The following is a 21,417-nucleotide window of genomic DNA, read 5'->3' on the forward strand; positions in this document are numbered from 1 at the left end:
CGGATCACCTGGTTCCGAACATCCGGGACTCGGCGGCGTCCCAGTCGGCCGGTTTGCCCTGCGGGTCGTAGCGCCGCAGGTGATGGGTGGACCGGACCAGGGCGCGCATCGCGCTCAGGTCCGGCAACGGCTCGCCCAACGCGCGAGCCTGAACGAGGATGTTGCCCAGCGCCGAGGCCTCGACCGGCCCGGCCAGTACAGGCAACCCACAGGCGTCGGCGGTCAACTGGCAGAGCAACTCGTTCTGCGAGCCGCCGCCGATGACGTGCAGTACGTCGACCGCCCGGTCTGCGATGCTCTGCGCCGACCGCAACGTCCGGCGGTACGCGAGCGCGAGACTCTCCAGCACACACCGCACTGCGGCGGCCCGCGATCGCGGCGGCTCCTGCCCGGTCGCACGGCAGTGCTCGTCGATCCGTTGCGGCATGTTGCCGGGGGCAAGGAACTCCGGGGCGTCCGGATCGATCAGTACGGCGAACGGCGGCGCGTCGGCCGCCTCCCGCAACAGCCGCGGTAGGTCGTCGTCCCCCCAGATGCGCCGGCACTCCTGCAGAATCCACAACCCCATCACGTTCCGCAGGAACCGGGTCCGCCCGTCCACCCCACCCTCGTTGGTGAAGTTCGCCGCCCGCGCTTCCTCCGTGAGCACCGGCGCCTCCAACTCCAGCCCCACCAACGACCAGGTGCCGGACGAGATATACGCAAACCGCTCGTCCCCAGCAGGTACGGCGACCACCGACGAAGCAGTGTCATGCGACCCCACCGCAATCACCGGCGTCGCAGCATCAAGCCCAGTCTCCTCAACCACGTAAGGCAGCAAAGTCCCCACCACCTCACCCGGTTCACGCAGCGCCGGCAGCAGTTCCCGAGGGATCCCCACCTTCGCGGCCAGCACGTCACTCCACTCCCGCGCACGTACGTCGTACAGCTGAGTGGTGGAGGCGTTGGTCCGCTCGGCCCCAACCTCCCCGGTAAGCCAATAGCCGAGCAGATCCGGGATCATGAGCAGAACCTCGGCCCGGTCGAGCGCGTTCTCTGCAGCTAGTTGGTAGATCGTGTTGAACGGAAGTTGCTGCAGGCCCGTGATCTCGTAGAGCTCGGCGGCGGACACCTTCTCCAGGACCCGTTCCAGCACGCCGTCGGTACGGGAGTCTCGGTAGTGGACGGGGTTGTTGAGGAGGCGGCCGGAGGTGTCCAGGAGGCCGTAGTCGACGGCCCAGGAGTCGATGCCGATGCCGTCCACCGCGCCCGCCGTACGGAGGCCTTCGAGGATTGAGCGGTAGAGGTGGAGGATGTCCCAGTGGAGGGTGCCGGAGACCTGCACCGGACCGTTCCAGAAGCGGTGGATCTCGGTCAGGTCCAGGCGGCCGTCGCCGACCGCGCCCAGCATGACTCTTCCGCTGGACGCGCCCAGATCTACCGCGGCGAGATGTTTCATGGGGAGACGACGGTCAGGTCGAGATCGAGGAGGTCGGCGACCGCGGCCAGGTCCTTGGCGCGGTGACCGGTACCGAGCGCCCAGTGGTGCGCGACCCCGGAGGCCGACCACGCGTCGGTCCACTCGCCCGGATCACACCCGAAGTCGACCCGCGACGTCGTGTTCCCGATCTGCAGCAACGGCCCCGGTACGACGGTGCCCTCGGACGCGATCAGGTTGAACGAACCGTCCCGGCGCTGACCCAGACCGCACGCCGTCACCGGCCCGTGCTTCACGTCGAACTCGACCGAGACACCCCAGCCGCGCTTCCCGTGATACACCCCGAGCCCACGCAGCAACGGCTTGGACGAGCTGATCGCCAGGTGCGCCGGTCCGTCGTGGCCCATCTCGACCACGTTGTCGTTGAAGTTCAGCGCCTGCAGCTCGGTGAACGACCCGCCCGCACCCAGCCGATCCATCACCAGCATCGCCAGCGACGTCCGCAGCTCGTACTCGCCGGCCGCCGGAATACCCCTTGCCGTGAGCAACGAAGCGCCCAGGATCATGCCGGCCGCGACCCGCTCGTGCGTCTCTCCGTCGAGCCCCCGGTGGTAATAGGCCAGCGAATCAAGGGAGAAGTCCGCCACCAGCCGGTCGAGCGCGACCGACACCGTGGCACCCCACCGGAAGTCGTCCTCGTTCACCGAGTCGTCGAGGGTGAAGATGTCCTGCGCGAGCTTCATCCGCTCGTCCGTCTCGGCCGACGTGACCTTCTCGACGCGGACCCGCAGGTCGTCGATCTCGAGGATCTCCACGTGGCCGCCGAGCTGCGACGAGACCAGCGTCGGGTCGGTGATCACGTCCATCATCCCCGGGTACAGATGCCCGAGCAGACCATGCCGCCCGTGCCGGAACGCCGCCCGCACCCCGGCCGCGCGGATCCACCGATCGATCCGCCCCCACGCCCGCTCGTCCTCCAGATAGCCGGACACGGATCGGAAGTCGACCCCGCACCGCTCGAAGGCGTTGGCCATCTCCGGCAACGGGCAGGCACCGCAGTACGCCAGCCAAGCACCCGTGTCGAACGTCGCGTGGTCCATCGCCTCGGTCGGCTGCAGATTCAGCAACAGCACCGGCGCACCGCTCCGCTGAGCGACCGGGACCAGCATCGACGCGGTCATGTACGTCGTCAGAAAGCCGACAATCAGATCGCAGTCAGCGACCCGCAGCTTCTCGGCCGCGACAGCACCTTCCTGCGCGTCCGAGATGAACCCGACGTCGACGACCTCACAGTCCAGTGCGGAGAACCGCTCCGAGACGCGCCGCGCAGACGCCTGCAACTGCGGCAGCAGGTCGGGGAACTGTGGCCAGTAGGCCCCGAGCCCGCCGGCCACGAGCCCGATCCGCGTCTTGCGCGTGGTGATCCGCTCCAGCCCGGGGCGGACGTCCAGCTCGGTCATCAAAACTCCTAACGAAGGAAGGCGGCAGCCACGCCGGCGTCAACGGGCACATGGAGACCGGTCGTGTGCGTGAGCTCGCCGGCGGCGAGAGCGAACACAGCGGCCGCCACGTGCTCCGGCAAGACCTCCCGCTTCAGCAAGGTCCGCTGCGCGTAGTACGCACCCAGCTCCGACTCGGGCACGCCGTACACCGCGGCACGCTGCGCTCCCCAGCCCTTGGCGAAGATCCCGGAACCGCGTACGACGCCATCCGGGTTGACGCCATTGACGCGGATGCCGTGCTCACCCAGCTCGGCCGCGAGCAGCCGGACCTGGTGTGCCTGGTCCGCCTTGGCCGCGCCGTACGCAACGTTGTTCGGGCCGGCGAAGACCGAGTTCTTGCTGGAGATGTAGATGATGTCGCCGCCCAGGCCCTGGTCGATCAGCACCTTCGCCGCCGCCCGCGAGACCAGGAACGAACCCTTCGCCATCACATCGTGCTGCAGGTCCCAGTCGCGCTCGGTGGTCTCCAGCAACGACTTCGAGATCGACAATCCGGCATTGTTGACAATCAGATCGACACCACCGAAGGCGAGTACGCCCTCCCGTAGCGCCGCTTCCACTGCCTCGGCCGACGAGACATCGGCGCCGACGGCAACGGCCACGTCGGACGACCCGATCTCCTTCGCCACCGCCTCGGCCGCGGCCAGATCCAGGTCCGCCACCACGACACAAGCGCCCTCGGCCGCCAGCCGCTGAGCGATCGCCTTCCCGATCCCCGACCCACCACCGGTCACAAAAGCGACCCGGGTCGCGAGCGGCTTCGGCTTGGGCATCCGCTGCAGCTTGGCCTCTTCCAGCGCCCAGTACTCGATCCGGAACTTCTCCCGCTCGTCAATCGGCGCGTACGTCGACACCGCCTCGGCACCGCGCATCACATTGATCGCGTTCACGTAGAACTCGCCGGCCACCCGCGCGGTCTGCTTGTCCTTGCCGAAGCTGAACATGCCGACACCCGGAACGAGCACGATCGCCGGGTCGGCACCCCGCATCGCCGGACTGTCCGCCGAGGCGTGCCGGTTGTAGTAGGCGGCATAGTCCTCGCGGTACTGCTCGTGCAGCTCGCGAAGCCGGCTGACCGCCTCGTCGAGCGGGGCGGTCGGGGGCAGGTCGAGCACGAGCGGCCGCACCTTGGTGCGGAGGAAGTGGTCGGGGCAAGAGGTACCCAGCGCCGCCAAGGCGGTGAGCTTCTCCCGGGCGGTGAATTCGAGGACGACCTCCGAGTCGGTGAAGTGGCCGACCTGTGGCTTGTCCGTCGAGGCGAGTCCGCGGATCACCGGTGCCAACTCCGCCGCACGGGTCCGCCGGGCGTCCTCCGGCAGAGGCTCGAACCCGGGGACCACGCCACCGAAGGGCTCCGCGGATCCACGCTCCGCCAGGAAGCGTTCCGCCGTACGGATGATCTCCAGCGAGTTGGCCTCGCACTCCGCCGAGGTCTGACCCCACGCGGTGATGCCGTGACCACCGAGGATGCAGCCGATCGCGGACGGGTTCTCCCGCTTGACCGCCGCGATGTCGAGACCGAGCTGGAACCCGGGCCGCCGCCAGGGCACCCAGACCACCCGATCGCCGAAGCACTCCGCGGTCAGCTTCTCGCCGTCGGCCGCGGTCGCCAGCGCGATCCCGGAGTCCGGGTGCAGGTGGTCGACATGGGGAGAGTCGACCAGGCCGTGCATCGCGGTGTCGATCGACGGCGCCGCACCCCCCTTACCGTGCAGGCAGAAGTCGAACGCGGCGACCATCTCGTCCTCGCGGTCGACGCCCGGATAGACGTCCACCAGCGAGTTCAGGCGGTCCAGCCGCAGTACGGCGAGACCGGCCGACGTCAGCGTGCCGAGGTCACCGCCGGAGCCCTTCACCCAGACCAGGTCGACGGGTTGCTGCGTCACCGGGTCGGTCGCCGTACCCTTCGCGGACGTGTTCCCACCCGCGTAGTTCGTATTGCGCGGATCGGCACCGAGTCTGTTGCTACGTGCAACAAGTTCGGAGGCGGTGTCGGTCATAGTTGCTCAGGCTCCCCATCCGGCCTGCTGGCCGTCGGCTCGGTCTTTGACGATCTGTTCGAAGTAGCCACTGCGCTTGTACGCCGCGACCGGCTGCGGATCGAGTCCCTGCGACTCCCGCAGCTCGGCGAGCAACGGCCGTACGTCGGTGTTGTAGGCGTCCATCAGCGCGGCGTTCGCCTCCAGCACATCACCTGAGGCCTGGGCAGCGCGCAGCGCGTCCCGGTCGACCAGCAGCGCCTTCGCGGTGGCCTCCTGGACGTTCATCACCGAGCGGATGATCGCGGGGATCTTCTCCTCGATGTTGTGGCACTGGTCGAGCATGAACGCGATCCCGCGGTCCGGGTCGAGCGCGTCACCGCGGACGATCTCGTTCATGATCCGGAACAGCTGGAACGGGTCGGCCGCCCCGACCATCAGGTCGTCGTCGGCGTAGAACCGGCTGTTGAAGTCGAAGGCGCCCAGCTTCTTGGTCCGGAGCAGGGAGGCAACGATGAACTCGATGTTGGTCCCCGGCGCGTGGTGCCCGGTGTCGATGCAGACCGTTGCCTTCGGCCCCAGTTCGAGACAGTGCGCGTACGCCGTACCCCAGTCCGGCACGTCGGTGGTGTAGAAGGCCGGCTCGAAGAACTTGTACTCCAGCAGCATCCGCTGGTCGTCACCGAGCCGGTCGTACACCTCCTTCAACGCCGCGGCGAGCCGGTCCTGCCGGTCCTGGATGTCGTCCTGGCCCGGGTAGTTCGTGCCGTCGGAGAACCACAGCTTCAGATCGCGGGACCCGGTCGCGTCCATGATGTCGACGCACTCGAGCAGGTGGTCGGTCGCCTTCCGCCGTACCCGGGGATCGGGGTTGGTGACGCTGCCGAGCTTGTAGTCGTCGTCCTGGAACACGTTGCTGTTGATCGCGCCCAGCCGGACACCCTGCTCCTTCGCGTACGCCGACAGGGCTGCGTAGTCGTTCACCTTGTCCCACGGGATGTGCAGCGCGACGCTCGGCGCGACACCGGTGTACTTGTGCACGACGGCGGCGTCGGCGATCTTCTCCTCCGGCGAGCGCGGCACGCCGGGCTGACTGAACACCTTGAACCGGGTGCCGGAGTTCCCGAACGCCCACGAGGGCAGTTCGATCTCCTGGCGGCTGAGGGCGGCCTTCGCGGCTTCGGTCGTCATGGTTCAGTCCCCTTCGGATGGAAAATTCGACGCAGTCAGGTGGAAGATCTCGGGCAGCAGCAGGAACGACTCGTCCGGTGGCCGGCCATCGATCCCGGTGAAGAACTCGGTCATCTCCGCCTGCCAGCGGGTGTTGACCTCGGTCGCCGCCATCGCTTTCTGCCCCGCCTCCAGGTCGTCGGACTCGACGTATCCGATCAGCAGGCCGTCGTCGCGGAGGAAGAGTGAGTAGTTGTGCCAGCCGGAGTCACGTAACGCGGCCTGCATCTCGGGCCAGACGTTCCGGTGGCGCTCGATGTACTCCTCCAAGCGGTCAGGTCTGACCTGGAGGCAGAAGCAGTAGCGATTCACAGCGGTCCTCAGAAGTTGAACTGGTCGATGGTGGCGGTCGACACGCCGAGGCGGCCGAACGGCTGGGCGGACCGCCGGGCCGCGACAGCCCGGTCGATGATGTTGAAACGACCCAGCGGCCGGCGGCCCATCGCGATGTTCCCGGCCCCGGACAGGTCGGGGACGCGGCGAGCCGTCGGTCATCGTCACCTCCAACTCGGGGCGTAGAGTTGCTGAAAGGTTTCAAGAGGATTGCACGAACGTAAGGGTGGGCGCCTCCAGCCGTCAAGAGGTCGCCCACCTCCTGGCGTCCCATTCCGGACGGTTACTGCGGAAACCCGGCGGAAAGCAGGTACGCTTCGCCCGCTAACACGTTTCAAACCGATCCACGACGCGGGGAGGTCACGCATGCCGGCGGACAGCACCCCGGACCACGCCCCTGGCCCCATCCGCCGTGCCGGCGCCAGCCGGTCAGCCGCCAAGCGGCATGCTGCGGGGGTCAAGGCGGTGGCGGCGACAGCGGGAGTGTCTTTGGGGACGGTCTCGAATGTGCTGAACCGGCCCGAGGTGGTCAGTCCGTTGACGCGGGCGAAGGTCGAGGCGGCGATGGCCTCGCTGGGGTTCGTGCGGAACGAGTCGGCCCGCCAGCTCCGCGCGGGCAGCAGCCGGATCCTCGCGTACCTGATGCTCGACGCCGGCAACCCGTTCTTCACCGATGTCGCGAAGGGGGTCGAGGAGGCGGCCCGCGCGGCCGGACTGTCGGTCTTCCTCTGCAACAGCAACGAGGACGCCGACCGCGAGGCCGACTATCTCGACCTGCTCGAGCAGCAACGCGTGCAGGGCATTCTGATCACCCCGATCGACCAGAACTCCTCCCGCCTGCGCAAACTCCCGTCCCGCGGTACGCCGGTCGTCGTCGTGGACCGTTCCATCGACGACTCCGACCACTGCTCCGTCGCGGTGAACGACATCCTCGGCGGCGAGCTCGCCATCGCCCACCTGCTCGAGCTCGGCCACGAACGGATCGCGTACGTCGGCGGCCCGAACACGATCGGCCAGGTCATCGACCGCCGCGACGGCGCCCGGCGCGCGCTCCGCAAGGCCGGCAAACCGCCGGAGAACCTGATCGAGATCACCACCGGCGCTCTGACGGTCGCGGAAGGTAGGGGCGCGGGGCAACGACTCGCCGGCCTCCCGGCGGCCCGGCGCCCGACCGCCGCCTTCTGCGCGAACGACCTGCTGGCGCTGGGATTGCTGCAGCAGTGCGTGAGCCTCGGCCTGCGCGTTCCCGAGGACCTCGCCATCGTCGGGTACGACGACATCGAGTTCGCCGAGGCTGCCGCCGTACCCCTGACGTCGGTCCGCCAGCCGCGGCAGCTCCTCGGCCGGACCGCCGCCGAACTGTTGCTGGACGAGTCTTCGAACCCGGACCACGAGCACCAGCGGGTGACGTTCACCCCCGAGCTCGTCGTCCGGACCTCGACCCGAGGCACTCTCTGAGCCTGTCGCGCTATGGTGGCCAGGCGAGTGGGGGTCACTGTGCGAGGTGAGACATGCGCGTCGCTGGCGGGGGTTTGGTGCGGCGGTGGGGCGGCCGCGCTGTCGGCCTGGCGATCACCGGTGTCGGCCTGTACATCGTGGCGCCGAGCATTCTGTCCCTCTTCGGAGCCTGGCCACGCCTCGCTGATGTGAATCCCTGGTGGTTCCCGGTCCTCGTAGTCCTGGAGGCCTGCAGCTTCGCCGCGCTGTGGTGGCTCGCCAAACTGGCCTTGGCCCAGCACCACGGGGACCAGGAGCCACGACCCGTCCATCCAGGGTGGGGCACGATCGCGACGGCGCAACTGGCCGGGAACGCCGCGAGCAAGGTCGTCCCCGGTGGCGCGGCCACCGGTGGAGTCCTCCAAGCCAGGCTCCTGATCCAGGCCGGGCAGCCGGCCGCAGTCGTTGCGTCCGCTCTGACCGCGATGGGCCTGATCACCACCGGCGTGCTGCTGCTGTTGCCCGTACTCACTGTGCCCGCGGTGCTGATCGGTCCACCGCCCGCTCGGCAGCTGGAACTCGGCCTCCTGGTGTCGCTCATCATGGCGATCGTCATCGTCGGTCTCGGGCTCACTGCGCTCACCTGGAAACGGTTCGTGGTGATGGCCGGTCGGGCGGCCGGTCGCGTCATCCATGTCGTGAAGCGCAGCGTGACCGCGGACAGTTGCGCCGCGACGCTGGTCGCACAGCGGGACCGGGTAGCCGCTGCGTTCGAGGGCCACTGGTGGAGTGCGGCCGTCGCGGCGGCGGCGAACCGCATGTTCGACTACGCAGCGCTCGTGGCCGCGCTGGCGGCGCTCGATGCGCACGCCCGGCCCTCAATGGTGCTCCTGGCCTATGTCGTCGCCCAGGCCCTCGCGATGATCCCGATCACGCCGGGTGGTCTCGGCTTCGTCGACGCCGGGCTCGCAGCGCTGCTGGTCCTGATCGGAGTCAGCGCGGACACGGCACTCATCGGGACACTCATGTATCGGCTCGTCTCCTTCTGGCTGCCGATCCCGGTGGGCCTCCTGGCCTGGGCCGGCTGGCGGATCCACCTGCACATCACCAGTCCGTCGAGGAGAGAGGCACCGCCGTCCGCCGGGGATGAGGAGTAGGCGTCAAGCGCCGTACGCGGCGAGAAACACCTCGGTCGCCTGGTCCGCGAGCTTGTCGAGCTCGCCCGGCTTCGGCCGCTGCCGGGTGCCGGCGAACATCGCCCGGTTCATCGGCTTGTACATGACCAGCCCGGCGAACTGGTACGCCGCCAGCGTCGGGTCGTCGAGCTCACGCAGGAGACCACGCTCGGTCAGCCGGGTGAGCGCCGTACCCAACGCCTCCAGTGAGTTCTCGAACCCGCTGGTGAACCAGGCTCCGCAGACCTCGGGGAACCGATCGGCCTCGGCGATCACGAGCCGGCGCAGCTGGAGCACGCTGTCGGAGGTGAGGCTGTCGAGCAGCCGACGAGCCAGCGCGCGCAGGGCTTCGCGGGCATCGGTCGCGCCGTCGAGAGTCTCGGCGTACGCCTGCAGCAGTCCGTCCATCAGCTGATCGCTGGTGCCGAGGACGATCTCGGCGAACAGGCGCTCCTTGTTCTCGAACTGCTTGTAGACCGTCTGCTTGGAGACGCCGGCCTTCGCCGCGACCTCGTCCATGCTCGCGCCGAGATAGCCGTGCTGGAGGAAGACCTCGGTCGCGGCGGCCAGGATCGCCCGGCGCTTGCGGGGCGTCCTGCCCTCGCCCTCGACGGTGACGGCGGCCTGCTCCGGCTGCCAGACGGCAGCCCGCTGTCGATACTCCTCCACGGCGTCCTCCTCGGTGGTCACCGAAATCATACTAGACAGTCCAGTTCTTCTCTGAGTACTGTACGGTCTAGTTCCGAACGACACTGAAGGAGAACGACGATGAGCACTGTGAAATCCGCCGACGGCACGACGATCGCCTTCGAGGCGTGGGGCACGGGCCGGCCGCTGATCCTGGTCGACGGCGCCACCGCCCACCGCGCGGTCAACCCGTCGAACGCCGAGGTGGCGAAGCTGCTGAGTGACGAGTTCCGGGTCTACGCCTACGACCGGCGCGGACGCGGTGAGAGCTCCGACACCGCGCCGTACGCGATCCAGCGGGAGATCGAGGACCTGGCCGCGCTGATCGAGGACGCCGGGCAGCCGGCCATCGTGTTCGGCTGGTCCTCCGGTTCGCTGCTGGCCCTGGACGCGGCGGCCGCCGGGCTACCGATCACCGCACTGGCGCTCTTCGAGCCGCCGGTGGTGGTCGACGACTCGCGTCCGCCGCTGCCCTCCGACTACGTCGAGCAACTCGACGCGTTCGTCGCGGCGGGCCGCCGGGACCAGGCCGCGGAACTGTTCATGACCGCCGCGGCCGGCATGCCGCCCGAGTTCGTCGCCGGGATCCGGCAGAGCCCGTACTGGGCGCCGGTCGAGGAGATCGCGCACACGATCTCGTACGACGGCCGGATCATGGGCACGACCATGTCGGGCAACCCACTGCCAGCAGACCGCTGGGCCGCGGTCGACGTCCCGGTCCTGGTCATGCACGGCGACGCCACCGCACCCTTCCTGATCACCGGCAGCCAAGCAGTCGCCGAACTCCTGCCAACCGCGACCCTTAAGCCCGTCCCAGGCGAAAACCACAACGTCGAGCCTCCCGTACTCGCACCGGTCCTCCGCCAGTTCGCACACGACTTGACCTAGAGAGCGGTCTAGGTCGTTGGGTGGTCGGCATGATGAACATCGCGCTGGGCGCTATGGAGTATGGGACGCGGATCGGTGAGAAGGAGTCTTTCGCGCTGCTGGATGCGTACGTCGATGCCGGGGGTGAATGGATCGACACGGCGAACTGCTACGCGTTCTGGCAGGACCCGAGTGGGCATGGCGGGCAGAGCGAGGAGTTGCTCGGCCGGTGGTTCGCCCAGCGGCCAGGGGTGCGTGACCGGGTGAAACTCGCGACGAAGGTCGGCTGCGAACCACTGTGGCCCGGCAGCTACCCCGAGCACGCGGAAGGCCTGGGCGCTCAGGCGATCGACGCGGCGCTGGAGACCTCGCTCCGGCGACTCGGCGTCGACCACATCGACCTGTACTGGGCCCACCGCGACGACCGTTCGACCCCGCTGGAGGAAACCGCCGCCGCCTTCGGCAAGCACGCTGCAGCCGGCACCATCGGCCGCCTCGGCCTGTCCAACTACGCCCTGTGGCGGTACGAGCGGATGCGCGGACTCGCCGCCGAGCTGGGTGTCATGGGCCCGAGCGCTCTCCAGCTTCGCTACTCCTACCTCCAGCCCCGCCCCCTGGTCCGCGACCACACCCACGACCACCGCTTCGGCTGGATCACCGACGAGGTCCTCGACTACGCCGCCACCAACCCCGGCCAGCAACTCTTCGCCTACAGCCCGCTGATGTCCGGCGCCTACGAGAACCGCCCCGACCGCCCGATCCCCGATGCCTTCACCCACCCCGGCACCACCCGCCGCCTGGAAGCCCTCACCGCGGTAGCCGCGGACCTCGACATCACCCCCTCCGAAGCAGTCATCGCCTGGCTCACCACCGGCACCCCCGCCATCACCCCCATCATCGGCATCAGCACCCCCACCTACCTCCAAACCGCCCTCAACGGCGCCCACCTCCAACTCACCCCCGAACACCGCGCCCAACTGGACGAGGTCTGGTAAATCACCTCTGATCAACGCTCCCCTTTGGCCTAGGGGTGGTGAGACGCTTTGGGGGTGGACAGGGATGGTTTCTGGGGACTGGTCGAGGATGCGCGTGGTGGTGTGGATGACACCGTCGCGGATCCGGATGGGGTTGCGGACGCGCTGGTCAAGGAGCTGGGTGGACTAGAGGCCGGGGAGATCGCCGAGTTCGGGGTGGAGCTCGCGCGGTTGCAGGTCGAGTCCTACCGGTGGGATCTGTGGGCGGCGGCGTACCTGATCAACTCGGGTGCCTCGGAGGACGGGTTCGACTCGTTCCGTGGCTGGCTGATCGCGCAGGGGAGGGAGGTCTGGGAGGCCGCGCTGGCCGAACCGGACTCGCTCGCGGACGTGGTCGACGAGGACCGGCCGGAGGGCTTCGAGGGATTCGACGGTGAGGGGCTGCTGCACGTGGGCAGTCACGCGTACAAGAACGTCACCGGCGACGATGCGGCGTACTGGAAGGCCGTCGAGGCGGACACCCCGGACACCCCGGCCCTGCCTGCCGGTAAGGAGATCGACTTCGACGACGAGGACGACCTGGAGACCCACCTGCCCCGGCTGGCCGCGCTCTACCTAGAAGCCTAGGCCGGTTCGCCGCTGAGGCGTTCGATGGCGGCGCGGAGCCGGCGGCGCCACCCGGGCTGACCGGCGTCCGCGTCGGCCGCGGCCAGGCTGACCAGATGCTGGGCCATCTCGAACCCCTCCGCCGCCTGAGGCTCCAGATCGGTCAGCGGTACGGCGGTCTGCGGTTCGTCGTGGTCGAACTCGAGCTCGATCCGCCGACTGGTCCACCCGAACCCGTCCGGCACCAGCAACTCGGGCACCAGCGTCTCGTGGCTGAGGGACGTCAGCTCCTGATCCCCGTTCCCGATGCTGAAGATCGTCGTACCCCGGCGTCGTACGTCGCTGATCCGCTCGAGCAACGTCTCCGCCGGATCCGCCTCGGCGACCACCAGTAGCGACTCACCGCGGCCCGCGTCCTGCAGCCGATCCAGTCCGATCGCCAGGTGCGGCGGTGCGTCCGGTGGCGGCGCCCAGCGGACCAGCGACGGCCGGATGTCCTCAACCCCGGCTCGGTGCAGCTCGTCATCCAGGTGCGCGGTCAGATGCCACGGCTCGTCGTCGGCCGGCCCGAACAGCATCAGTCCACCGGTCCGAGTGGTGAACCGCCGCAGGGAGTGCGCGAACTCGGTCGTCCGGCTCCCCAGCTCAGTGCCGGTCAGCATCTCCCGGAGGAGCGAGGCCCTGGTCAGATCCACGGTTCAAACCTGACACATGTCCGGGGGCATCGCGACTCAGGTCAGCTCGTCTGCCTTCGATTGCAGGTAGTTGCGCTCCGGGACACTCGTCGTCCGGCGGGCCGCCAGCAGGAAGCTCTCTCGTGCGGCAGCCCGCTCACCCGACATCTCCAGCAGGTGCGCACGCACCGCCTCCAGCCGGTGGTGGCCGGTCATGCGGTCGTCGGACTCGAGTGGCTCGAGTACGGCGAGCCCCTCCTTCGGACCGACCGCCATGGCGACCGCGACCGCGTGGTTGAGCTTCACCATCGGGTTGTCGACCATCTGCTCGAGTACGTCGAACAGCGCGACAATCTGCCGCCAGTCCGTGTCCTCGGCGCGCTCAGCGGTGTCATGCACCGCAGCGATCGCGGCCTGAACCTGGTACGGCCCCAGCTGCGTGCGCGACAGCGCATCCGTCACCAGTGCTTCGCCCTCGACGATCGCAGCCTTGTTCCACTTCGAGCGGTCCTGGTCCGCCAACGGCACCAGTGCGCCCTCCACACCGGTCCGAGCCGGCCGACGTGCGTCGGTGAGGAGCATGAGTGCCAGCAGCCCGGCCACCTCTCCGTCGTCCGGCAGCAGCTTGCGCACGCCCCGCACCAGCCGGATCGCCTCGGTGGTGAGCTCCGCGCTGTGCAACGACGTACCGGATGAGGCGGTATAGCCCTCGTTGAAGATCAGGTAGAGGACGTGCAGTACGGCGCCCATCCGCTCGTCCCGCTCCGCCTCGGGCGGCAGCTCGAACGTACTGCCCGCCTGCTTGATACTGCGCTTCGCCCGACTGATCCGTTGCGCCATGGTTGCCTCCGGCACCAGGAACGCGGCCGCGATCTGCGCAGTGGTGAGACCACCGACCGCGCGCAGCGTCAGCGCGATCTGCGAGGCCGGCGACAGGGCCGGGTGACAGCACAGGAACAGCAGCGTCAGCGTGTCGTCCCGGCCGCCCGGATCGTCGATCTCCGGGCCTGAAGCAACGAATTCCTCCGGTGCGGACAGCTGTGCCGCGTTCTCCTCGCGGCGCCGCCGGGCCGACTCGCTGCGCAGCAGATCGGTCAGCCGGCGGGACCCGACGCGGATCAGCCAGCCCCGCGGGTTGTCCGGAATCCCCTCGGTCGGCCACTGCTGCGCGGCCGCCAGCAGTGCCTCCTGGACGGCTTCCTCGGCCAGGTCGAAGTGACCGTAGTGCCGGACCAGCGCGCTCAGGACCTGCGGCGCCTGCTCACGGAGCAGCAGCTCGAAGTCGCTCACATCTCCAGCCCGGACGTGTCCATCACCGGTCGCACCTCCACCGCGAGGTACTCCGCATCCGGCATCCGGGCGGCGTACCCGATCGCCTGGTCGATGTCATCGCACTCGACCAGGTAGAACCCGGCCAGGTGCTCCTTGGCCTCAGCGTACGGCCCGTCCGTGGTCATCGTGGTGTCGTCACGCACCTGCACGGTCCGCGTGGTGATGGGGTCGGCCAGCCCGGCCGCACTGACCAGCAGCCCCTGCTCACTCAGCTCACGCGACAGCGACTCGTGCGCCCGCGACAGACCCTCGCGTTGCTCAGCAGACAGGCCCGCCCAGCTCTCGGCGTTGCTGTAGATCAGCAGCATGTATTTCACAGGCACCATCCTGTCCCTCGCGGAGGCCGCTGTGACCCCCTCTCACCCGGTACGTCGTAACACCCGGGCCCGACTCGACAAACGCGAGATGTCGAAGTGACCGGGCCGGACCCGACGTCTCCACCGAGTGACGCTCAGCCGGGGCGTCCGCGCCGTACTGGAGATGTCAGATGGTTCTGGAATCGAAGCGCTGGTTCGCACTGGCGCTGCTCTGCCTGACCGGGTTCATGATCATCCTGGACGCGTCGATCGTGCTGGTCGCCGTCCCGTCGATCGAGCGTGAGCTGACTTTCTCGACCGGTGGCGTGCAATGGGTGCCCAGCGGCTACGCGCTGATGTTCGGCGGCCTGCTGCTGCTCGGCGGCCGCATCTCCGACCTGCTGGGCCGACGTCGGGTGTTCATCACCGGACTGGTGCTGTTCGCCGGGTCCTCGCTGCTCTGCGGGTTCGCGTGGAGCGGTGACGCGTTGGTACTCGCGCGTGGGCTGCAGGGCGCGGCTGCCGCCGTACTGGCTCCGAGTGCACTCTCGATCGTCATGACCACGTTCCCCGCGGGTCCGGACCGCAACAAGGCGCTCGGGATCTGGGGAGCGACCAGTGGGGTCGGCGGTACGGCGGGATCGCTCGTCGGAGGGCCTGTCACGGACGGACTCGGCTGGCAGTGGATCTTCTTCATCAACGTGCCGATCTGCCTGCTGGTCGTCGTACTGGCTCCCGTTCTGCTGCTGGACAGCCGTGGACCGGGCAGACGCGGGTTCGACGTGGCCGGCGCTGTCACAGTGACTGCTGCGCTCATCGTGCTCGTGTACGCCGTCATCGAAGCGCCGGAGTCGTCCGCGGGCCGGACCGTGCTGCTAGTGCTGTTGTCGGCCGCCCTGTTCGGACTGTTCGTACTCGTGGAGAAGCGGTCGGCCGCACCGCTCGTACCACTGCGGATCTTCCGCTCGCGCGCTCTGGTCGGCGGCAACCTGATCACGATCGCTTGGGGACTGGCGGCGTTCGGACTGAACTTCATCTACACGCAGTACGCCCAACTGGCGTTGGGTGTGTCCGCGATCCGCTACGGCCTGATGTCCGCCGTACTCGCGGCTGCCGCGGTAGGCGGGTCCATGGTCGGCCAACACCTCGTCACACGCGTAGGCACCCGCCGGGTCGCGTTCGTCTCCCTGCTGCTCGCGGGCGTCGGCACTACCGTGATGGCTCGGCTAACGGTGGACTCCGGGTACTTCGAGCTGGCCTTCTGGGGTCTGACGATCTTCGGTGCCGGGCTGGGTGCCGGAACGGTCGCCGGGTCCATCGCCTCCCTCAGCGACGTGACCGGCGCAGACGCCGGCGTCGCATCCGGACTGCAGAACGCCAGCTTCCAGATCGGCGGCGCGGTAGGCATCGCCGTTCTATCGGCAGTCGCCACGGCCAGTACGACGGGTGCCACGCCGACCGCTCTCACCCACGGCTACCGGGTCGCGTTCGTGGCGGTGTGGTTGTTCATCGCGCTCGGTCTCGCCGGATGCGGCCTCCTGCTCGGACGCAATCGCACCGTACAGCACCAGCTGGAGGCAGTGGCGCCCTGACTTCAAACACTCGTTGGACGTTTGCCGTTGCGACGGCCGAGGGCACCTGATCCGCGTGGCCGCCACCTTTTCGCCCGGCGGCCCTCGAGAAGGAGGCTTCATGATCATCCTCGGTGTGATCCTGCTGATTTTGGGGTTCTTACTGAGTGTTCCGATCCTGTGGACGATCGGCATCATCCTGGTCGTGATCGGAGCGGTACTGTTCCTGCTCGGATCGGCCGGCCGGGCGGTCGGCGGACGCAGACATTGGTACTGATCCGTCGCAGGCTTCAGAACCCCGCGGGCCCTTCCGGCCCGCGGGGTTCTGTCCGTGCGGGTCGCTACGGTGTGCCCATGAAGTACGTCGTGATGATTTTCCGGAGCCTCGATCGCACCTGGACCGACGAGGACCAGCAGGCGCTCGGCCGGCTCATGCGGCTCGAGAGCGAGCTCGCCGCCAGTGGTGAGCTGGTCAGTTCGGAGGGGCTGCTACCTCCGGAGGAGGGGCGGATCGTGCAGATCCGCGATGGTGCGCAAGTGGTCACCGACGGGCCGTTCGGCGAGTCGAAGGAGCAGCTCGCGGGCTTCTTCCTCATCGATGTCGCCGACGACGACCAGGCCCAGGCGATCGCGGCGCGCGTCTCGACCGCGGCCGGCGATCGTGTCGAGCTCCGCGGCACGCTGATCTCAGCGTGAATGCCAGGGAAACGTGGGTGAGCGCTTCTCCGTGAACGCCGCGATCCCCTCCGCGAGCTCACCACCGGCGATCGTCTCGCGATAACGCCGTACGGCCTGGGCGTCCGCGTCCTCGCCGGCCAGCAACGCGTTCACGGTCTCCTTGGCCGAGCGAATCGTCAGCTGCGACCGCGACACCATCGTCGCCGCAAAGGCCGCCGCTTCGGCGTCCGGATCGTCGACGACCCGATCGACCAGACCCTTCAGCTCGGCCTGTTCCGCGGTCAGCAGTTCACCGCTGAAGAGCAGGTACTTCGTCGTCGCCGGACCGACCAGATCGAGCAAGACCTTGATCGCCGCCGGCGGATAGACCACCCCGATCCGGGCCGGTGTCACCCCGAACGTCGCGTCCCGCGCGGCGAACCGGAAGTCACAGTTCACCGCGATCTCCAGACCGCCGCCGATGCAGTGCCCGCGCACCACGGCGATCGTCGGCTTCGGGAAATCTCGGAGCGCCGTCTGGGCCCGCAGGTTGAACGCCCGCAGTTCCGCCATCGGATCGACCGGATCGTCCCCGGAGATCAGCTCGCGGATGTCCGCACCGGCGGAGAAGGTCGGCCCGGCGCCGGTGACGAGCAGCACCTTCACCGCGTCGTCGGCCGCCAGTTCCGCCAGCAGACCGGGCAGGGCATCCCACATCGCGCGGGTCAGCGCGTTCCGCTTCTCGACCCGGTCGATCACCAGCCGGGCCACCACCCCGCCCTCGATCCGGAACCCCAGCTCATCCACCCCCGCAGTCAACCAGCCGGCCACCCCTCCGCGCCGCTAGCTGCATCACACCACCCACTTTGTGCACCGTTCGACCATGGATCGGCCGCCAAAACGGTCGAGCCGTGCACAAAGAAGGACTACGCGGCGGCGCGCTTGGCGCGGGACTTCGCGCGGGCCATGCGGAAGAGGTAGGCGGGCGTCGGCGGGACCCAGCCGAGTTGCTTGGCCTGACCGAGATCGTCGCGGTTGGCCCAGTGCTCGACGACCTTCCCGTCCTCGATCCGCAGCCAGTGCGACTGCGTGATGGCGAAGGTCTTGCCGGTCGGCGGGAAGACCGTGTCCACCTGGCCCACCGGGGTGTAAACCGCGAACGGCGCCACGTGCCGCCCACTCATCGTCGAGTCGATCGCGACCAAGTTGCCGTCGGCAACCACATGATGGATCTCGTACGCGAGTCCCTCGAACGCGGTCCGCAGCCAGAGCGCGGTCGCGTAGTAGCCGGCCGGTCCACCGACCCGGCAGTCCGGCGGCTCGATCTCGTCCTCCCGGTTGACCGCGTCCGGATGGATCAGGGTGTCGAAGTCGGCCCGGTCGCCGTCGGCCATGATCTGGATGCCGCGGACCGCGATCGCACCCACGTCGGTTTCGGTGTGCATGGTTCCCCCATTAATTAGATACAGTGAGGCTGTACTCAAAAGCATGGGATCGGTGATGGCGGAAGTCAAGAGGCAGTACGACGCCACCGGCCGGCGCGAGCGGGCCCGGCAACGGCGGCGGGACGTCGTGGTCGCGGCGCAGGAGCTCTTCGAGGCCGACGGTTTCCAGGCGACCACGATCAGTGCGGTCGCACAGCGCGCCGGAGTCTCGGCCGAGAGCATCTACAAGGGGTTCGGCACCAAGGCCGCGCTGGCCAAGGCCGTGTTCGACTTCGTGATCGCCGGCGACGACGCGCCGATCCCGATGGCGGAGCGCCCCGAGTCACGGGCGATCCAGCAGGAGCCCGACGTACGCCGGAAGATCCAGTTGTACGTCGACGGGTTCGTCCAGCGGCAGCAGCGGTCGGCGCGGGTGCAGATCCTGATCCGGGACGGCCGGCACAACGACGAGACCCTGCGGGATACCTGGCAGACCCTGCTGGACGAACGCCTGACCGGGATGACCATGTTCGGCCGGCACCTGCTCGACACCGGCGAACTGCGGCCCGGGATCACGCTCGACGAGGTCGCCGACGTGCTGTGGACGTACATCTCGGTCGAGTTCTACGAGCTCCTCGTTCTGCTCCGCGGCTGGACCCCCGAGCGGTACGCCGACCTGGTCGCGAGCGCGATCACGGACGCCGTGATCCGACCAAGCGTTTGATCTCGAAGAGGTCACATCCGAATCGCGAGCAGATCACGACTGGGACCCCGCTGTGGATGTTCGTAATGCGTTAAGACTCGGGGCCGATTCGAACCCGCGCGGCGATGTGTGCTTGACTCCTCCGGTCGATAACGTTTTGGTCTCGGCAGATTGGGTTTCAGAAAGTGACTGCAGGACGGCATAGACAGGCGCGGCACCGGCAGGCGCGCCCCCAGGTGATCCGGCCCGGTGTCGCGAAGGTGGCGATTCCCGGCGCCGCAGTGGCCCTGGTGGTCACCGGATCGGCGGCCGCACTCCCCGACCAGCACGTCAAGTTCGACACCTCGATCGCCAGCTCGTCCCTGCAGCTGTCGCGCGAGGCCCAGGTCAGCCGGGACGCTCTGCGCCCGCCGTTGGACGTCGCTCCGTCGCAGACCCCGGCTCCCAAGCCGAAGAGCACCCCCTCGGCGAAGCACCTGAAGAAGGCGGCGCCGATCCCGAAGCCCACCGCGACCAAGACGCGCGCCGCCGCGAGCGCTACGCCGCCGAAGGTGATGGGCACGAAGTACACGACCACCGACGTGAACCTCTGGTCGCTCCCGCTCACCGGCGTCCTGCTGGACGTGCTGCCGAAGGGCACCAAGGTCTCCGTCACCGGCAAGATCGACGGGATCTGGGCCGAGGTCGTCAGCGACAACAAGTCCCGCTGGGTGAAGGCGGCGTACCTGTCGGCCACCAAGCCGGTCGCGAGCACGACCAGCACCTCCGGCAGCATCTCCCAGGCGGCCTGCAAGTCCGGCTCCTCGGTCGAGGACGGGCTGACCCAGGACGCGATCCGGGTCCACCGCGCGATCTGCGCCAAGTTCCCGGACATCACGTCGTACGGCGGTCTGCGGTCCGGCGACAGCGGTTCGGAGCACTCCACCGGTCACGCGCTGGACATCATGGTCAGCGGGTCGGAGGGCCAGGAGGTCGCGGACTGGCTGCACGCGAACTACAAGAAGCTCGGTGTCAGCCAGCTGATCTGGCAGCAGCACATCTGGACCGTCCAGCGCAGCAGCGAAGGCTGGCGCGCGATGGAGGACCGCGGCAGCACGACCGCGAACCACTACGACCACGTGCACGTGACTGTCTACGGGAACTCCGGCACGGTCTGAGCCAAACCCGAGACGCCCCGAGCGATCCGGTCCCCTGCCCTCCTGGGGACCGGGTCGCTTTTTCAGGGGCGGATGTTGGCGTTCAGGTGGAAGAAGTTCGTCGGGTCGTAGGCCCGCTTGACCTCGCGCAGCCGGCTGAGGTCCTTGACGTCGTACGCCGTGTCCGCGCGGCCCAGGTCGCCGAGGAAGTTCACGAAGGTGCGGCCCGAGTCCGGCAGCACGCCGTGCATCTCGCGGTCCACGATCAGCGAGTACGACGCTCCGCGGTGACCGACCGGACCGGCGCCGGGACCCGGGTGGGCCATCGCACCGCCCCAGTGCCGGATCTCCACGGTCGGCGCGTCCTCGTCGTCGAAGCCGGTGACCACGTCGATCACCTCGTCGGTCAGGGTGTCGAGGAAGTCGAGGTGCCGGGCGGGCGTGCCGCCCATCGCGGCGTCGCCGTACTCGATCGTGGTCAGCTCGCCGGCCAGCCGGGGACCGGCGACCTCGAACAGCGGCTTCAGCAGGTGCTCGGCCAGCTCGGCGGCACCGGCGTACATGACCTTGATCGCGACGGCACGCTGCTCGGTGCCGGGGACCCGGGTCAGGACGACCGCAGTGCTCAGCTCGTTGGGGATCGTGGCGGTCCAGTCGCGGTAGTGGCGCAGGATCGCGGCCGCGCGGTCGATGCCGTAGTACACGATGCCGGCGTGGACTGTGCGGACCGGATACAGCCGGAACTCGAGCGACGTGACGATGCCGAAGTTGCCAGTGCCGCCGCGGATCGCCCAGAACAGGTCCGGGTGGTGCTCGGCGCTCGCGGTCACAGTGCGCCCGTCCGCGGTGACGACCTCGGCGCGGATCACACTGTCGGCCGCGAACCCGTACTTCCGGGCCAGCCAGCCCACGCCGCCACCGAGCGTGTACCCGGTGACGCCGACGTCGCGGTGTGAGCCCGACAGCGGCGCCAGCCCGAACTGCCCTGCGGCGTCCAGCACCGCACCCCAGCGCGCTCCCGGTGCGACCTTGGCGATCCGGCGCTCCGGGTCGATCAGCACGCTCGTCATGGGCGTGGTCTTGAGCAGGATCCCGCCGTCGGCCGGTACCCGAGTCCCGTGACCCGTGGCCTGCACCGCGATCGGTACGCCGTACTCGCGTGCCGTCCGCACCGCCGCCTGGACGTCGGTCCGGCTGGAGGCCTCGGCGACCACCAGCGGCCGTGAGTCGATTGTGGGGATCACGGACTTCCGCTGTACGTCGTACTCCGTCTCACCGGGCTGCCGGATGGCGCCGTTGAACCCGGCGCCCAGCAGCCCCGCCACCACGTCGCTTGCAACCGGTGCAACCGTCTGCGTCGTCATCCCAACCCACTCCCTCACGTATCCGCTTCTGCCAATACGTCGAAGGAAGGAGG

General features: G+C 68.6%; 23 protein-coding genes. 10 read left to right on the plus strand and 13 right to left on the minus strand.

Features of this window, described 5'->3' with window-relative positions; translation table 11 throughout:
- Nucleotides 1-4: 4 nt before the first annotated feature.
- Genes ACZ3HV_RS04995 through ACZ3HV_RS05020 form a run of 6 tightly spaced genes read right to left on the minus strand, consistent with a single transcriptional unit; the run spans nt 5 to nt 6,571 of the window.
- A complete protein-coding gene (locus ACZ3HV_RS04995) occupies nt 5-1,438 on the minus strand; it encodes a rhamnulokinase (RefSeq protein WP_465681026.1) in 1,434 nt (477 codons plus the stop codon).
- Nucleotides 1,435-2,877, minus strand: coding sequence for an arabinose isomerase (locus ACZ3HV_RS05000; protein WP_465681028.1), 1,443 nt, complete (start codon nt 2,875-2,877; stop codon nt 1,435-1,437). Before ACZ3HV_RS05000 ends, ACZ3HV_RS04995 begins: the two co-directional genes overlap by 4 nt.
- A gap of 8 nt (nt 2,878-2,885) precedes the next feature.
- Nucleotides 2,886-4,919, minus strand: a complete 2,034-nt coding sequence (locus ACZ3HV_RS05005; RefSeq protein WP_465681030.1) for a bifunctional aldolase/short-chain dehydrogenase — start codon at nt 4,917-4,919, stop codon at nt 2,886-2,888.
- 6 nt (nt 4,920-4,925) lie between these two features.
- Complete coding sequence (gene rhaI, locus ACZ3HV_RS05010) at nt 4,926-6,089, minus strand: L-rhamnose isomerase (RefSeq protein ID WP_465681032.1); 1,164 nt, start codon at nt 6,087-6,089, stop codon at nt 4,926-4,928.
- Nucleotides 6,090-6,092: 3 nt separating this feature from the next.
- Nucleotides 6,093-6,440 carry an L-rhamnose mutarotase gene (locus ACZ3HV_RS05015; protein WP_465681034.1) on the minus strand — a complete coding sequence of 116 codons (348 nt, stop codon included), beginning with the start codon at nt 6,438-6,440 and terminating at the stop codon, nt 6,093-6,095.
- Nucleotides 6,441-6,448: 8 nt separating this feature from the next.
- Nucleotides 6,449-6,571 (minus strand): hypothetical protein, encoded by a 123-nt coding sequence (locus tag ACZ3HV_RS05020; protein ID WP_465681036.1) that lies wholly within the window; start codon nt 6,569-6,571, stop codon nt 6,449-6,451.
- A 256-nt stretch (nt 6,572-6,827) separates the two neighbouring features.
- Here ACZ3HV_RS05020 and ACZ3HV_RS05025 point away from each other — a divergent pair, with 256 nt between their 5' ends.
- Together ACZ3HV_RS05025 and ACZ3HV_RS05030 are read left to right on the plus strand one after the other, a co-directional pair.
- Nucleotides 6,828-7,919 (plus strand): LacI family DNA-binding transcriptional regulator, encoded by a 1,092-nt coding sequence (locus ACZ3HV_RS05025; RefSeq protein WP_465681038.1) that lies wholly within the window; start codon nt 6,828-6,830, stop codon nt 7,917-7,919.
- Nucleotides 7,920-7,972: 53 nt separating this feature from the next.
- Nucleotides 7,973-9,055 (plus strand): lysylphosphatidylglycerol synthase transmembrane domain-containing protein, encoded by a 1,083-nt coding sequence (locus ACZ3HV_RS05030; RefSeq protein ID WP_465681040.1) that lies wholly within the window; start codon nt 7,973-7,975, stop codon nt 9,053-9,055.
- Nucleotides 9,056-9,058: 3 nt separating this feature from the next.
- Here the strand turns inward: ACZ3HV_RS05030 and ACZ3HV_RS05035 are convergent, their stop codons facing one another.
- On the minus strand, nt 9,059-9,763 hold the full coding sequence (locus ACZ3HV_RS05035) for a TetR/AcrR family transcriptional regulator (protein ID WP_465681042.1): 705 nt from the start codon (nt 9,761-9,763) through the stop codon (nt 9,059-9,061).
- Nucleotides 9,764-9,841: 78 nt separating this feature from the next.
- On the opposite strand from ACZ3HV_RS05035, the gene ACZ3HV_RS05040 reads away from it, so the two are divergent.
- From ACZ3HV_RS05040 to ACZ3HV_RS05050, 3 genes are read left to right on the plus strand one after another with little or no spacing between them, the layout of a single operon-like run.
- Nucleotides 9,842-10,648 carry an alpha/beta fold hydrolase gene (locus tag ACZ3HV_RS05040; protein WP_465681044.1) on the plus strand — a complete coding sequence of 269 codons (807 nt, stop codon included), beginning with the start codon at nt 9,842-9,844 and terminating at the stop codon, nt 10,646-10,648.
- A gap of 29 nt (nt 10,649-10,677) precedes the next feature.
- Nucleotides 10,678-11,622: an aldo/keto reductase gene (locus tag ACZ3HV_RS05045; RefSeq protein ID WP_465681046.1), complete on the plus strand. Its 945-nt coding sequence runs from the start codon at nt 10,678-10,680 to the stop codon at nt 11,620-11,622.
- A 54-nt stretch (nt 11,623-11,676) separates the two neighbouring features.
- Nucleotides 11,677-12,228 (plus strand): DUF4240 domain-containing protein, encoded by a 552-nt coding sequence (locus ACZ3HV_RS05050; protein WP_465681048.1) that lies wholly within the window; start codon nt 11,677-11,679, stop codon nt 12,226-12,228.
- Here ACZ3HV_RS05050 and ACZ3HV_RS05055 read toward each other — a convergent pair.
- Genes ACZ3HV_RS05055 through ACZ3HV_RS05065 form a run of 3 tightly spaced genes read right to left on the minus strand, consistent with a single transcriptional unit; the run spans nt 12,225 to nt 14,521 of the window.
- Nucleotides 12,225-12,902, minus strand: coding sequence for a hypothetical protein (locus ACZ3HV_RS05055; protein WP_465681049.1), 678 nt, complete (start codon nt 12,900-12,902; stop codon nt 12,225-12,227). The genes ACZ3HV_RS05050 and ACZ3HV_RS05055 overlap by 4 nt on opposite strands.
- A gap of 36 nt (nt 12,903-12,938) precedes the next feature.
- Nucleotides 12,939-14,171: an RNA polymerase sigma factor gene (locus tag ACZ3HV_RS05060; protein WP_465681051.1), complete on the minus strand. Its 1,233-nt coding sequence runs from the start codon at nt 14,169-14,171 to the stop codon at nt 12,939-12,941.
- On the minus strand, nt 14,168-14,521 hold the full coding sequence (locus ACZ3HV_RS05065; protein ID WP_465681699.1) for a YciI family protein: 354 nt from the start codon (nt 14,519-14,521) through the stop codon (nt 14,168-14,170). The genes ACZ3HV_RS05060 and ACZ3HV_RS05065 overlap by 4 nt, the downstream gene beginning before the upstream one ends.
- Nucleotides 14,522-14,700: 179 nt before the next feature.
- Here ACZ3HV_RS05065 and ACZ3HV_RS05070 point away from each other — a divergent pair, with 179 nt between their 5' ends.
- From ACZ3HV_RS05070 to ACZ3HV_RS05080, 3 genes are all read left to right on the plus strand, one after another.
- Nucleotides 14,701-16,101 carry an MFS transporter gene (locus tag ACZ3HV_RS05070; protein WP_465681053.1) on the plus strand — a complete coding sequence of 467 codons (1,401 nt, stop codon included), beginning with the start codon at nt 14,701-14,703 and terminating at the stop codon, nt 16,099-16,101.
- Between the two features lie 100 nt (nt 16,102-16,201).
- Complete coding sequence (locus tag ACZ3HV_RS05075) at nt 16,202-16,357, plus strand: DUF6131 family protein (RefSeq protein WP_465681055.1); 156 nt, start codon at nt 16,202-16,204, stop codon at nt 16,355-16,357.
- Between the two features lie 77 nt (nt 16,358-16,434).
- Nucleotides 16,435-16,776: a YciI family protein gene (locus ACZ3HV_RS05080; protein ID WP_465681057.1), complete on the plus strand. Its 342-nt coding sequence runs from the start codon at nt 16,435-16,437 to the stop codon at nt 16,774-16,776.
- Here the strand turns inward: ACZ3HV_RS05080 and ACZ3HV_RS05085 are convergent.
- Together ACZ3HV_RS05085 and ACZ3HV_RS05090 are read right to left on the minus strand one after the other, a co-directional pair.
- Nucleotides 16,768-17,544: an enoyl-CoA hydratase/isomerase family protein gene (locus tag ACZ3HV_RS05085; protein ID WP_465681059.1), complete on the minus strand. Its 777-nt coding sequence runs from the start codon at nt 17,542-17,544 to the stop codon at nt 16,768-16,770. The genes ACZ3HV_RS05080 and ACZ3HV_RS05085 overlap by 9 nt on opposite strands.
- Before the next feature lie 119 nt (nt 17,545-17,663).
- Nucleotides 17,664-18,182 (minus strand): ester cyclase, encoded by a 519-nt coding sequence (locus tag ACZ3HV_RS05090; RefSeq protein ID WP_465681061.1) that lies wholly within the window; start codon nt 18,180-18,182, stop codon nt 17,664-17,666.
- 55 nt (nt 18,183-18,237) lie between these two features.
- On the opposite strand from ACZ3HV_RS05090, the gene ACZ3HV_RS05095 reads away from it, so the two are divergent.
- Both ACZ3HV_RS05095 and ACZ3HV_RS05100 read left to right on the plus strand, forming a co-directional pair.
- Nucleotides 18,238-18,885, plus strand: coding sequence for a TetR/AcrR family transcriptional regulator (locus ACZ3HV_RS05095; RefSeq protein ID WP_465681063.1), 648 nt, complete (start codon nt 18,238-18,240; stop codon nt 18,883-18,885).
- A 215-nt stretch (nt 18,886-19,100) separates the two neighbouring features.
- Complete coding sequence (locus tag ACZ3HV_RS05100; RefSeq protein ID WP_465681064.1) at nt 19,101-20,021, plus strand: VldE C-terminal domain-containing protein; 921 nt, start codon at nt 19,101-19,103, stop codon at nt 20,019-20,021.
- Nucleotides 20,022-20,083: 62 nt separating this feature from the next.
- Here the strand turns inward: ACZ3HV_RS05100 and ACZ3HV_RS05105 are convergent, their stop codons facing one another.
- Nucleotides 20,084-21,364 carry an FAD-binding oxidoreductase gene (locus tag ACZ3HV_RS05105; protein WP_465681065.1) on the minus strand — a complete coding sequence of 427 codons (1,281 nt, stop codon included), beginning with the start codon at nt 21,362-21,364 and terminating at the stop codon, nt 20,084-20,086.
- Nucleotides 21,365-21,417: the final 53 nt, after the last annotated feature.

The organism is Kribbella sp. NPDC020701 (genome assembly GCF_055562215.1).

Coding starts and splice junctions, on each gene's coding strand:
- ACZ3HV_RS04995 (WP_465681026.1), bottom strand. CDS start 1,438: ATGAAACATCTCGCCGCGGTAGATCTGGGCGCGTCCAGCGGAAGAGTC.
- ACZ3HV_RS05000 (WP_465681028.1), bottom strand. CDS start 2,877: ATGACCGAGCTGGACGTCCGCCCCGGGCTGGAGCGGATCACCACGCGC.
- ACZ3HV_RS05005 (WP_465681030.1), bottom strand. CDS start 4,919: ATGACCGACACCGCCTCCGAACTTGTTGCACGTAGCAACAGACTCGGT.
- rhaI (WP_465681032.1), bottom strand. CDS start 6,089: ATGACGACCGAAGCCGCGAAGGCCGCCCTCAGCCGCCAGGAGATCGAA.
- ACZ3HV_RS05020 (WP_465681036.1), bottom strand. CDS start 6,571: ATGGGCCGCCGGCCGCTGGGTCGTTTCAACATCATCGACCGGGCTGTC.
- ACZ3HV_RS05025 (WP_465681038.1), top strand. CDS start 6,828: ATGCCGGCGGACAGCACCCCGGACCACGCCCCTGGCCCCATCCGCCGT.
- ACZ3HV_RS05030 (WP_465681040.1), top strand. CDS start 7,973: ATGCGCGTCGCTGGCGGGGGTTTGGTGCGGCGGTGGGGCGGCCGCGCT.
- ACZ3HV_RS05040 (WP_465681044.1), top strand. CDS start 9,842: ATGAGCACTGTGAAATCCGCCGACGGCACGACGATCGCCTTCGAGGCG.
- ACZ3HV_RS05045 (WP_465681046.1), top strand. CDS start 10,678: ATGATGAACATCGCGCTGGGCGCTATGGAGTATGGGACGCGGATCGGT.
- ACZ3HV_RS05065 (WP_465681699.1), bottom strand. CDS start 14,521: ATGCTGCTGATCTACAGCAACGCCGAGAGCTGGGCGGGCCTGTCTGCT.
- ACZ3HV_RS05070 (WP_465681053.1), top strand. CDS start 14,701: ATGGTTCTGGAATCGAAGCGCTGGTTCGCACTGGCGCTGCTCTGCCTG.
- ACZ3HV_RS05075 (WP_465681055.1), top strand. CDS start 16,202: ATGATCATCCTCGGTGTGATCCTGCTGATTTTGGGGTTCTTACTGAGT.
- ACZ3HV_RS05080 (WP_465681057.1), top strand. CDS start 16,435: ATGAAGTACGTCGTGATGATTTTCCGGAGCCTCGATCGCACCTGGACC.
- ACZ3HV_RS05090 (WP_465681061.1), bottom strand. CDS start 18,182: ATGCACACCGAAACCGACGTGGGTGCGATCGCGGTCCGCGGCATCCAG.
- ACZ3HV_RS05095 (WP_465681063.1), top strand. CDS start 18,238: ATGGCGGAAGTCAAGAGGCAGTACGACGCCACCGGCCGGCGCGAGCGG.
- ACZ3HV_RS05105 (WP_465681065.1), bottom strand. CDS start 21,364: ATGACGACGCAGACGGTTGCACCGGTTGCAAGCGACGTGGTGGCGGGG.